Genomic DNA, 12,220 nt, shown 5'->3' on the forward strand with positions numbered 1-12,220 from the left:
AGATGACATAGGTCATAAGCATAAAAGGGGTTTTATGGATTATCAATCCATCAAAATTACAACAAAATCAAAGTCGATTTCAATTCATCACGGATTCAGGAAAAAGGTCAATCTGACAGGGCATGAAAACAAGAAAATGATGGAATGATCCGGCGGAATGAGAAAATGGGTGGGAATCGCACAGCTGTTAATGAGAAAGCCGTCGATCTTAATTTTTGATGAACCGACAGCGGGATTGGACATTGAAGAGCGGATTCGCTTCCGCAATTTGCTAAAAAACCTTGGTTTGGAGCATACCGTCATCATTTCGTCGCATATTGTCGAAGATATTGAGTTTTTATGGACAAAGATCGGTGTTTTAAAAAGCGGAACGTCCTATTCGAAGGAACGCCAGCCGAGCTGAAAGCCCATGCGGAAAGATATGTATGGGAATATCGTGTCTCGCCGAATGAATTGGATACCATCATGGCGGAAAATGAAGTGATTCAGCTTCTCGAAGAGGGAGACGACGTGAATGTACGGGTGTTTGCGAAAAAAGAGGAAGAAGGGGCGAAACAAGTCGCACCAAGACTAATTGATCGGTATTTAGCCGTTGTTAGGGGTGTGAACTAAAATGAGAGATTATTTAGAAAGCATTTATGCACCTTTGTATTTGACCGAAAGACGATGGGGCTCACTTTTTTTGTCCCTGCTGTGATGTTTAGCTTATCTCTGTTGCTTATTCTGTTTGTTCCAAGAGAGGAAGATGATATTCACAGTAATATCATTATTATTCAAGGTGTTTTTATACCATTTACTTGCTGGTGCCTTATGTATCGGCTGAGTGAAATGTATGAAGAAGGGGCGCATGAAACGTTAGTTCCATATTACTAAAAACGGTTTGGGATGGATTTCTTCCAGTACTTGATTGTCAATATATCGGGGTTTTTCATTTATGTACCGCTTTTGTGATGAAATACGGGATGACTTCGTTATCTGGTATTAACGTGATTCATTTTATGATTTTAGTATTATTCTATATGCTTTTTGGCACATCACTTATCGTGCTGATTAAAAACATTGAGATTTCTCTAACGATTATTATGATTTACACGGTTTTAGAAGTGCTTACGTTAGGAGAATTTATCCATGGCCGCACATCTTTCTATTCGATCCGCCTGTTTGGGATCCATTTTTATTGAAAAAATGGTTATTTTGTCGATAACCGTTATCGTGCTAATGTTTATAACAGTTGTTTTCATTCAGCGGGCGGTAGGAAGCCGCAATAGGCTATTTTAATACAATTTATTCAAGCTTATGGTTAGGAAAAGCTTTGAGGCGATTTAATAAAAAATGGATAACGAAGTGCTCGTTTAGCACTTCGTTATCCATATGCATCCGAAAATAGCTTGCCCTTAACGGCGAGACGAAATATTAAAGGACATTAAAATATCGAGCTTCAGGGTGTGAGACGACGAAGGCAGAGACGGATGCTTCCGGTTCCATCATAAAGCCTTCCGTCAGCTGGATGCCGATGTTTTCAGGCTTTAACAGCTTAAACAGCTTCGCTTGATCTTCTAAGTCTGGACAAGCCGGATAGCCAAATGAATAGCGCTGACCTTGGTATTTTGCTGCAAACCGTTCCTGCATTGTGAAGTCAAGCGGATCCGGGAAGCCCCATCGGTCGCGGATCAGCTGGTGCGTCCGCTCTGCAAGACCTTCTGCCAGCTCCAGCGCCAATGCTTGAATCGCATGGCTCCGGAAAAATTCACCGCTTTCTTTAAACTGCATGGCGATGCTGCGAATGTCTTTTCCAGCAGTTACGGCAAACAGGGCGATATAATCATGCGGTGTTTCATCTGACCGTTCGCTTACATAGTCGGCAATGCATAAAAACGGCGGCTTTTCCTGCCGAGGGAATGTAAACGTCTCAATGATTTTATCTTTTGCAGCCGGATCTAAAATGTGAATGGAGTTTCCTTCGCGATAGGCCGGGAAAAATTGATAAATAGCAGATGGACGGAACCAGCCATTTTCTTTCCCTAAACGCAGCAATTCATCTATTTCATTTTTTAGTTCTACCGCTTTTTCCTGTTTTTCCAGAAGCATCTGTTTGACATTGCCTTTTAATCCGAGATGGTGTCCTAAAAGCATTTGCATGTTCACATACGGGACGACTTGGGCAATATCAATGTTTTGAATAATGTGTGGATTGCAGTCAGCTGGATGATATACGGTCGGTTTGGACACAGATGATTTTTTTTCAATGATCATAACAGGTTTGCTGCTTTTCTGTCTATTCTGTTTTTCCTCAACTGCGACCGTTCTTTTCTCAAGGAAAGCATCCGGGTTTTCTCTCAGCTTATTGGCAAGCGACAGCCCGTCCATTGCATCTTTCGCATATAACACAGGACCGTCATATTCCGGTGATATTTTTTGATCGGTAAATTTGCGTGATAATGCAGCACCGCCGACTAAAATCGGAATCGAAATGTTGGCTGTTTTTAAGTCTTGTGCTGTTAACACCATTTGCTGGGCTGATTTGACGAGCAGTCCGGAAAGACCGATAATATCAGGCTTTTCATTATTGACCGCTTCAATCAGCTGCTGCGGCGCAACTTTAATGCCTAAATCAACGACGCGGTAGCCGTTGTTGGAAAGAATAATGTCAACTAAATTTTTGCCGATGTCATGGACGTCGCCCTTGACTGTAGCTAAAATGACTTTTCCTTTGCCGCTGTCATCTTTTTTTTTCATATACGGTTCTAAAAAGGCGACAGATGCTTTCATCACTTCCGCACTTTGAAGCACTTCAGCAACAATCAGCTGATTGTCGTTAAACAGTTCGCCGACAATTTCCATTCCTTTCATTAACGGCCCGTTGATGATATCGAGAGGATCATCATATTTTTCTAGTGCCAGCTGCAAGTCTTCGATTAATCCTTGCTTTGTTCCTTCCACAACGTATTGTGCGAGCCGTTCCTCCAAGGTTAATTCCGTTTTCGGCTTTTTTTCCTCTTTCTTTTTGTCGCGGTAAAAGTTCGTAAATTGTGCGAGCGTCTGATCATTTGTTTCAAATAATAAGTTTTCTGCCAGCTTCCGCTCTTCTTCAGGGATCGAAGCGTACCGCTCTAATTTTTCCGTATTGACGATCGCATAATCGAGCCCTGCCTGTGTGCAATGGTATAAAAAAACGGCGTTTAATATTTCTCTGCCGACCGGCGGAAGCCCGAAGGAAACATTGCTGATCCCGAGAATAGTTAAACATCCGGGAAGATGTTCTTTAATTAAACGGATCCCTTCGATCGTTTCTTGGGCAGATCCGATATATTGCTCATCACCTGTGCCGACAGGGAAGACGAGCGGGTCAAAAATAATGTCGCTTGGACTTATACCGTGTTGATTGACTAAAATGTCATAAGACCGCTTGGCAATCTCCAGCTTTCGCTCCGCAGTCAGAGCCATTCCGTCTTCATCGATTGTTCCGACGACAACAGCCGCACCGAATTGTTTCACAAGCGGGAGAACTTCTTCAAACCGTTCTAAGCCGTCCTCTAAATTGATCGAGTTGATGATCGCTTTCCCTTGTGAGTATTCGAGCGCTTTTCTGATGACATTGGCGTCGGTTGAGTCAATGACAAGCGGCGCTTTTACTTTTTTTACAACCTCGCGGATGAAGTTTTCCATATCTTCAAGCTCGTTTCGGTCCGGATCGGCGAGACAGACATCGATGACGTGGGCGCCGTTTTTCACTTGAGCACGGGCGATTTCCGCTGCTTCTTCAAATTTTCCTTCCGCAATGAGACGCTTGAATTTACGCGAACCGATGACGTTTGTGCGTTCACCGACAAACAGCGGGCGCATTGATTCATCATAGCGAAGGGGCTCAATGCCTGATACCGTATGTTGATTTTGCTTTTTGACGATTTTTCGCGGTTTTAAGCCTTCCATTGCCTCCCTTATTGCGCGAATATGTTCGGGAGTTGTTCCGCAGCAGCCGCCGACCATATTAAGCCAGCCTCTTTCTGCAAACCCTCTGATTTTTTTGGCTAAAGATTCCGGTGATTCGTGGTAGCGTCCTTCTTCATCAGGCAGTCCGGCATTCGGATAACAGCTGACAGCGGTATTGGCGATTTCAGACAATGTGCGGATGTGATCGGTCATGAATTCCGGGCCTGTCGCACAGTTTAAGCCAACGGCAATTGGATTCATATGTTCAGCTGAAATGTAAAACGCTTCAATATCTTGACCGGCAAGAGTTGTTCCCATCGGTTCTATCGTTCCGGACAGAATGATCGGCACTTCTTTCTTGAGCTTTTGAAAAGCTCGTTGAATTCCTAAGTAACCCGCTTTTACATTGAGCATATCTTGGCTTGTCTCAAGCAGAAGTACATCAACGCCCCCCTCTAACAGTCCTTCCGCTTGAACTTGATAAGCTTCTGCCAATTGTTGGAATGTGACGCCGCCTGTAACGGAGAGCGTTTTAGTCGTTGGCCCCATTGATCCTGCCACAAAACGAGGCCAATCCGGTGTTGAATATTTTTCTGCAGCGCGCTTTGCAATCTCAGCTGCTTTTTTATTTATTTCAAAAGCAAGGTGCCCCAAGTTATATTCCTCGAGGACGATGCTTGTACCGCCAAACGTATTTGTCTCGATAATATCAGCGCCTGCTTCAAGGTACGCTTCATGAATACGGACAATCGTTTCAGGGGAAGTGATGTTTAAATATTCGTTGCATCCTTCATATTCTTCACCGCCAAAATCTTTCGCAGATAATTCTGCAGCTTGAATCATTGTTCCCATGGCTCCGTCTAGTATTAAAATTTTTTTCTCAAGCTGTTCCTTTATGTTATACATGGGAAATCTTCCTTTCTCGTTTTGCCTTTTCTTTTTCATGAATGTATTCCGTCAGCTCGACTGTCATCTCATAATGCAAAAACGGAGTGATTAAGTAAATGCCGTTAAACAGGTCAAATGCTGCGTCAATAAGCGATTTTGCAATGGCAAGTCCTTCTCGTTTTCCCTTTTCTTTATCATTGCCTGCTTTTTGCATCTGTTCGCGAATCGAATCAGACAATTTAATGCCTGGCACTTCGTTATGAATAAATTCAGCATTGCGGCTGCTTATTAACGGCATAATCCCGAGATATATCGGAACATTCAGATGTTTTGTTGCTTCATATACTTCTTCGATCAGCTTCTCCGAGTAGAGCGGCTGCGTAATAAAATAATCGGCTCCACAGCTGATTTTTTTCTCAAGTCTCTGAACTGCGCGATCAAGATGTCTTACGTTCGGATTGAAGGCGGCGGCTACAGTAAAGTTTGTTTTTTGACCAAGTGATTTTCCGGAGTATGACAAACCTTCATTAAATTGCTTAATTAAACTGATTAAATCAAACGATGATAAATCATAGACAGAGGTTGCACCCGGAAAATCACCGATTTTGGACGGGTCGCCGGTGACCGCTAAAATATCGTGCAGGCCAAGCGTATGCAGTCCCATTAAATGGGATTGAATGCCGATTAAATTTCTGTCACGACATGTTAAATGAACGAGCGGGCGAAGCTGGAAACGGCTTTTCACAATTTTTGCGCAAGCAACATTGCTGATTCTTGGTGTAGCAAGGGAATTATCCGCAAGCGTAATTGCATCAATCCCCGCTTTTTTCAACGCTTTTGCTCCTGTTAAAAATTTTTCCAAGCCGAGCGTTTTCGGCGGGTCCAATTCTACAATCACTGAGCGTCTGTTTTTTGCAATATCTGGGAGAGGAGTTTCTTGACTTTCTTTCATAGGTAAAACATGAATTGGAACATTTCGTTCTTTTACTTCTTTCTCTGTGACAGGAGGGAGGTTTGATACAGCTTCAGCCATTGCCCGAATATGTTTCGGCGCGGTTCCGCAGCATCCGCCGAGAAGCCGGACACCTTGTTTTCGGAATTGAAGAGCCGCTTCATAAAAATAGTGTTCATCTGATTCATAAACTAATCTTCCGTTTTCATACCTTGGCAGGCTGCCGTTTGGAAAAGCGGATAAAAAGGCATGTTCAAACAGCGGCACTTCTTCCAGAGATTGCAGCATATGATAAGGGCCTAAACGGCAATTGAGGCCGACAATATCTGCACCAAGTTCTTCAAGCATTTTCAAACCGTCTGCCAATCTTGTTCCATTTTGAAAGACGCCTTGTTCGTGCAAAGAAACATTTGTGATAATGGGCAAATCCGTTTCTTTTCTAGCTATTTGCAAAACGGTTTTCAGTTCTTCCAAGTCGTAATAGGTTTCTAAAATAATGCCATCTACGTTTTCGGATAAAAGGACATGAAGCTGCTCACGAAAATTTTCGGCAATGTCAGATAGCGTGAAGGCGCTTTTTTGAAACGAACGGATGCCGCCGATTGTTCCGATGACATACCCTTTGTTTTCCGCTTTTTGTAACGCCCTCTTTGCAAGTTCAACCCCTTTTTGGTTGATGATCTTTATATCATCTTCCAGCCCATATCTGGCAAGCTTTATGCGATTGGCGCCGTATGTATTTGTTTGAATAACAGTTGCGCCTGCGTCTAAATAGGCTGAATGAATCCGTTCTATTTCTTCCGGTTTTGAAACGTTTAGCTCATCAAAGCATCTGTCTATTCCGAATGAGTATAGTAGAGTCCCCATTGCTCCGTCGGCAATTAATATATGATTCTGTAAATCTTGTAAAAGCCCCATAAAAAGTCCTCCAATCAAATGAAATAGGCGCCTGCAAGGAGGCGAACACCTATATAAAAAAGAAAAGCCTTCTAAGAAGAAGACTTTTTCTTGAACATTTTCCCCTTCTTCTTATCTTCCGAGCGCAAATTTACGCATCGCTGGATTTAGCACCTTGGTACCCAAAGTTTTTGGGTAATCCGGTTGCTGAAGGTTCATCGGGCCAGTCCCTCCGCTTCTCTTGATAAGAACGCTTTACCGTATGAAATTTTAAAACAACGGATTAATCCTAATTTAACGAATTTTATCAAAATAATCAATATAAAATTTCAATTTTGTGAACAGGGCAAATGCTAGCGAAAATTAATAAATTGTACGTCGATCGGCAAGTCGGCGCTTTTCACAGCTGCAATCACTTTTTGCAAATCGTCCTTGCTTTTGCCGCTTACCCGGACTTGGTCGTCTTGAATTTGGCTTTTTACTTTTAGCCCGGTATTTTTGATCAGCGCATTGATCTTTTTCCCGTTTTCTTTGTCAATTCCGTTGACAAGTTTGGCTCTTTGTCTGACAGTGCCTCCTGAAGCCTTTTCGATTTTCCCGTACTGAATATTCTTGGTTGCGACACCGCGTTTAATCATTTTGCTTACTAATACATCTTTTAGTTGATTCAGCTTATATTCATCGTCAGAGATTAGCACAAGCTCATCTTTTTCTAGGGATATATCGCTTTTAGATCCTTTGAAATCATATCTGTTTACAATTTCTTTTTTCGCCATTTGAATGGAATTGTTCACTTCGGCAATATCCACTTTTGAGACGATGTCAAATGAATTCTCCTTAGCCAACTTTTTACCTCCAATAACGTTATTTACATTCATTATAGTGAATGTCGTTCAGTTGAACAACTCTTTTAGGGGTTCCTCGCAAATTAAATGAAAAAACCGTTACTTAAAGCAACGGTAAGGAAAATAATAGCTGGCAGAAGTTTAAGTGCGCTTAAATAAAATTATGCTAAAGATGTCGCTTTGGAACATTTAGGGGAAAGAAAGTTTTGTAAGTTTTTTACTGCTTCGAGCGAATCTTCTCCTTCAGCGCTGATGACTACATGACCTTCTAAAAAGGCGGAAAAACCGAGCATGCTTAAAACGCTTTTCGCATTTAATTGGAGCTTTTTTGTTTGGAATAAAATGTAGCTGTTAAATTTAATCGCTTCATGGACAAGGGAAATGACATATTCCGGCTCCATCTCTTTTGTAAGATACACGGAAATTTCATGTTTCTTCATTGTGCCACCTCTTGTATACTTATTTTACAATATCTTACATTAATAAAGGATAGATTCCCACATGTTTGTCATTTCCTCTTACATATAAAAAAATGACCTCCGCTTTCGAATATGGAAACGTTCTGGATTTCTCTGTTTTTTAATGAAATGAATGGTCTAATCAAATTGAAAGTTATTGCCCCGCCCCATGTTTTATTAGACAAAAATGAAAACAAAAGCTAGAGAAAAGATGCATACTGTAAGATAAGAAAGCGTCTTTTTCTTTCAGAACGTCCGGATAGAAGAGGTGGAAGACTCGCCTTTAGAGATATTTCAAAAAAAGAAAAAGCCCGACAGGCGGGCATTATAAATGATCCGTTTTCTTTGAGTATTGCCGTTTTCCAAGCTCTCGATTTTTTTCCTTCAATAGATTTTTTTCGTGTCGTTTTGCATTGTTGTCTACAGCTTTTTTATCATTATCGCTTGTTTTGGACATTCAGGAAGCTCCTTTCCATACTGTTATATACTTATGATTTCCATGAAGCTTCTTGAATATGTTTATTTAGAAAAAATACAGCAAGGGTGCCGGGGCCAGAGTGTGCACCAATGACAGCACCGATCGTATGGATGATAATTTCTTTTGGATGAAACGTTTCTTCAATTAATTGTTTTAATTCGAGAGCTGCTTCTTCATCATCACCATGGCTGATGGCGATTGTCTGTTCACTCAATCCGTCTCCACGCTCTTCCATCAGCTCAAGAATTCTCCGGTAAAGCTTCTTTTTCCCGCGGATTTTTTCCAGCGGGATCAGCTTTCCTTCTTCGACATGCAAAAGCGGCTTGATATTAAGCAGTCCGCCAACAAACGCAGATGTTTTGCTGATTCTCCCGCCGCGAGCCAAATATTCCAGGCGATCAACTGTAAAAATGTGCTCCATATGACTGCAATACTCTTTTACTGCATTTGCCATTTGTTCTAAATCAAGTCCTTGTTTTGCTAATTGAATGGTGTAGCGGACAGCAAGTCCATACCCAAGTGAAGCACATTTCGAATCGATAATTTGCAGTTTCCAATTCGGATATTTTTCAAGCAATTGCTGCTGAACCATAACGGCAGTTTGATATGTACCGGACAATTCGGAAGAAAAGGCAATATACAGCGCCGGCTGATTGTCTTTCGCCAGCTTTTCAAATTGATTGGTGATTGTTTCCGGTGATGCTTGTGATGTTTTAGCAACGTTTCCAGCTCTCATATAGTCGTAAACTTCTTTTGGTTTGATTGTCAATTGATCCTCATAGTCCTTCTCGCCAAGGTGGACACGAAGAGGGATGAAAGAAACGCCTTGATCGTTTAAAAAAGAGACAGGCAGATCACAAGCACTATCAGCGATAATGTGAATATTCATTAATCACACCTACTTTTTTTCATTTACATATAGTCTATCTTGATCACAAATAGAAAACAATACAATTTGTGCAAACTGAAAATTTAAAAAAGAAGGACAAAAAAAGAAAAAATGGACGAAACAAGAGGAGCTCGTTTCGTCCATTTCATATTTATTCCTTGTTCAAAATGTGCCGTACAATCGGCATTCTGGATGGTGTTATGCCTGCTCGATTTTTTCTCGATGCAGATGCTGTACAAAGATTGGTCTGTTCAAATTCGATCTGTTCATTATAAAATCAGCCCTTAAAAGGATTCGAAAATGAACGGAAGGGCATTATCCTTCGAAGCTTGCTTCGTTATTGACTCTTGCTTCTGATTCGGCAAACGTCATACGGTATGGAAACTTTTCATCATGTTTTTTGACAGCACCTTTTCCTTGCTCAATGAATCGTTTCGATTTATTCCGTTTGCCCAAGTTGGAATCCCCCTTTTGATCATTGACGAAATGAGTTCGTCAATTATAGGGTATCCCTTTTTAAACATCTAAATCCTTGTCAATTGTTGTGAGGTGTAAAAAGATAATCGAACTTTTGGACTTTTGCAAAGATTAAAGGGACAGCAATTCCTTTAAAAATTTTGCAACTCCGTCTTCTTCATTTGTCAGCGTAATTTCATCAGCAATCTCTTTGAGCGGCTCAATTCCGTTTCCCATTGCAACGCCTAATCCCGCATATTCGATCATTTCCAAATCATTGTCTTCGTCGCCAAAAGCGATAATTTGCTCTCGAGGGATATTGTAAAATTCGGCGATTTTTTGCAATCCGACTGCTTTATTAATGCCTGCTCGGATAATTTCAATAACATGCCACGGGTGAGCCCAGCTTCTGTGGTCTACAACTTCCGCATGAACTTCATTTAAATAATGGCGAATCCGCTTGACATTTTCTTCGTCTGAATGGATTAACATGCTTGTGACATCGCGATTTAAAACAGCTTTTAAGTTGCCGATTTCAATTTTCGGATTTCCTATACTGAAAATATCCAACCATTGTTCATTATGGTAATGAAAATAAACATGATCAAGCACTTCTGCTAAAATGTTATGGACTTGATGCTGTTCGGCGATTTCTACAATCTCTTTTACAACAGATACATCAAGGGTTGTATGATGAAATCCCCAGGATTCATCCAGCGGATGATGGACAAAGGCTCCGTTAAAATTGACAATCGGGGTTTTTAAATTTAATTCTTCGTAATACATTTTGCTCGAGCGGAACGGCCTTCCTGTTGAAATGCATATGATATGCCCTTCTTCTTGTGCTTTTTGCAAAACATTTTTTGTAAAAGGAGAAATCGTTTTGTCATCTTTCAGCAATGTGCCGTCTAAATCCAATGCGATTAAATGTTTTTTGGCCATAATCTCTCCTCATTTTTTGTTTTTATTTAGTGTATCTTTTTTCCATCTTTTTTGTCCACATGTTAAACTAATTTTAGCAAAAAAATAATGAAAGGAGCATCCTAATTGAAGGTCATTGTTGAGCATACGATGGCGGACAATATCCCTGTACTGCATGTATGCAAAGAAGATTTTATAAAAGATGAGCTGCCACTTGTTGTGTTTATCCATGGATTTACGAGCGCAAAAGAGCATAATTTGCACATTGCCTATCTTTTGGCGGAAAAAGGTTTACGAGTAGTATTGCCTGATGCGAAATTTCACGGAGAGAGGGATGAGAATCTTTCAGAGGCTGACTTAAATTTAAATTTTTGGAATATTGTTATCAGTTCTGTTAAAGAGCTCGAAAAAATAAAAAATTATTTTTTTGAAAAAGAATTGATTGACGGGAAAAATATAGGGGTAGCGGGAACTTCCATGGGCGGTGTTGCTACACTTGGAGCGCTCACTCAATATCCGTGGATCAAAGCTGCTGTCAGTTTAATGGGCAGCCCAAATTATCAGGAATTTTTCAAATATCTTGTGGACTCCTATCAAAAAGCAGGCTATACCTTTCCGTTGTCTGAAGAAGAAATTCAGCAGCAATTCGATGCGTTGTATGAGTATGATTTATCCGTACATAAAGAAGCGTTATGCAACCGCCCCCTTTTGTTTTGGCACGGGATGAAGGATCAAGTTGTACCATTCGCTCCTACTTATCAATTTTATGAAGAGATAAAGCCGTTGTATGCTGACAATCCGGAACATTTGGCATTTATTGCGGAAAAGGATGCAGGGCATAAGGTGTCTCGAAAAGGGGTGCTAGAAACGGTTGAATGGTTTGTACGGCATTTGAGGTAGAAAATTTTTAATGTGACATTAACTTCGATATAATGTAATTAACGAATATAAGAGGAGTGGATCGAAATGGATGAAGCGCTGAAGGAAAATATAATGGGTGCTCTTGAACAAGTTATTGACCCAGAACTCGGCATTGACATTGTCAATTTAGGATTAATATATGATTTGGAACTGAACGATGAAGGAGTCCTCAAAGTAACTATGACATTGACGGCAATGGGATGCCCCCTTGCTGGAACAATTGTTCAACAAGTAAAAGCTGCGCTTGACGGAATTCCAGAAATCAAAGATGTCGATGTCAACATCGTTTGGAATCCACCTTGGACGAAGGACCGCATGTCCAGATACGCAAAAATTGCCTTGGGTATTCAATAAAAACTTATGCAGACTGGCGGAAAAGGCCAGTCTTTTTTATTATGCAAATGTTTTATCAATTTGGCTGCAAGTGTCATTATGTTTTTATTTTCGTCTTTATTGCTTCTTTTGTTTATCTCTCACCATAATGGAGCTTTTATCCCGAAACATAATTTGCATTTTTTCTTCAGCATGGCATATCCGGATAATTTGCAAGGGATTCCCTGCTCTCTACTACATTAAGAATCCTTG

Annotated in this window: 11 protein-coding genes, 1 pseudogene and 1 riboswitch; of the genes and pseudogenes, 4 read left to right on the plus strand and 8 right to left on the minus strand. The window is 40.8% G+C overall.

The genetic code is table 11. From position 1 onward, the window contains the following. Nucleotides 1-100 precede the first annotated feature (100 nt). Nucleotides 101-612 (plus strand): annotated as a pseudogene (locus NSS70_RS20795) (ATP-binding cassette domain-containing protein); the annotation flags it as partial. 386 nt (nucleotides 613-998) lie between these two features. Beyond that, nucleotides 999-1,181, plus strand: a complete 183-nt coding sequence (locus tag NSS70_RS06110) for a hypothetical protein (RefSeq protein WP_311067031.1) — start codon at nucleotides 999-1,001, stop codon at nucleotides 1,179-1,181. Nucleotides 1,182-1,413: 232 nt separating this feature from the next. On the opposite strand, the gene metH is transcribed toward NSS70_RS06110, so the two are convergent. The 8 genes from metH to NSS70_RS06150 form a co-directional block, all read right to left on the minus strand. Beyond that, a complete protein-coding gene (gene metH / locus NSS70_RS06115) occupies nucleotides 1,414-4,836 on the minus strand; it encodes a methionine synthase (protein ID WP_340881084.1) in 3,423 nt (1,140 codons plus the stop codon). Continuing rightward, nucleotides 4,829-6,688 (minus strand): bifunctional homocysteine S-methyltransferase/methylenetetrahydrofolate reductase, encoded by a 1,860-nt coding sequence (locus NSS70_RS06120; protein WP_339199126.1) that lies wholly within the window; start codon nucleotides 6,686-6,688, stop codon nucleotides 4,829-4,831. The genes metH and NSS70_RS06120 overlap by 8 nt, the downstream gene beginning before the upstream one ends. A gap of 108 nt (nucleotides 6,689-6,796) precedes the next feature. Then, nucleotides 6,797-6,918: riboswitch (SAM riboswitch) on the minus strand. A 102-nt stretch (nucleotides 6,919-7,020) separates the two neighbouring features. After that, the gene (locus tag NSS70_RS06125) at nucleotides 7,021-7,512 is read right to left on the minus strand and encodes a YajQ family cyclic di-GMP-binding protein (protein ID WP_063387028.1); all 492 of its coding nucleotides are present in this window, start codon (nucleotides 7,510-7,512) and stop codon (nucleotides 7,021-7,023) included. A gap of 161 nt (nucleotides 7,513-7,673) precedes the next feature. Next, nucleotides 7,674-7,952 (minus strand): HPr family phosphocarrier protein, encoded by a 279-nt coding sequence (locus NSS70_RS06130; protein WP_339194709.1) that lies wholly within the window; start codon nucleotides 7,950-7,952, stop codon nucleotides 7,674-7,676. Nucleotides 7,953-8,295: 343 nt separating this feature from the next. After that, entirely contained in the window at nucleotides 8,296-8,427 is a 132-nt protein-coding gene (locus NSS70_RS06135) for a DUF3941 domain-containing protein (RefSeq protein ID WP_082829462.1), read from the minus strand. A 31-nt stretch (nucleotides 8,428-8,458) separates the two neighbouring features. Beyond that, nucleotides 8,459-9,337: a DegV family protein gene (locus NSS70_RS06140; protein ID WP_063387026.1), complete on the minus strand. Its 879-nt coding sequence runs from the start codon at nucleotides 9,335-9,337 to the stop codon at nucleotides 8,459-8,461. Nucleotides 9,338-9,652: 315 nt separating this feature from the next. Beyond that, entirely contained in the window at nucleotides 9,653-9,793 is a 141-nt protein-coding gene (locus NSS70_RS06145; RefSeq protein ID WP_063387024.1) for a hypothetical protein, read from the minus strand. Nucleotides 9,794-9,925: 132 nt separating this feature from the next. After that, on the minus strand, nucleotides 9,926-10,735 hold the full coding sequence (locus NSS70_RS06150; RefSeq protein WP_066248385.1) for a Cof-type HAD-IIB family hydrolase: 810 nt from the start codon (nucleotides 10,733-10,735) through the stop codon (nucleotides 9,926-9,928). A 129-nt stretch (nucleotides 10,736-10,864) separates the two neighbouring features. Here NSS70_RS06150 and NSS70_RS06155 point away from each other — a divergent pair, with 129 nt between their 5' ends. Next, entirely contained in the window at nucleotides 10,865-11,614 is a 750-nt protein-coding gene (locus NSS70_RS06155; protein ID WP_066248429.1) for an alpha/beta fold hydrolase, read from the plus strand. Between the two features lie 66 nt (nucleotides 11,615-11,680). Then, nucleotides 11,681-11,989 carry a metal-sulfur cluster assembly factor gene (locus NSS70_RS06160; RefSeq protein ID WP_063387022.1) on the plus strand — a complete coding sequence of 103 codons (309 nt, stop codon included), beginning with the start codon at nucleotides 11,681-11,683 and terminating at the stop codon, nucleotides 11,987-11,989. Nucleotides 11,990-12,220: the final 231 nt, after the last annotated feature.

This window comes from Aeribacillus sp. FSL K6-2848 (assembly GCF_038004325.1).
GTDB classification, from domain to species: domain Bacteria; phylum Bacillota; class Bacilli; order Bacillales; family Aeribacillaceae; genus Aeribacillus; species Aeribacillus composti.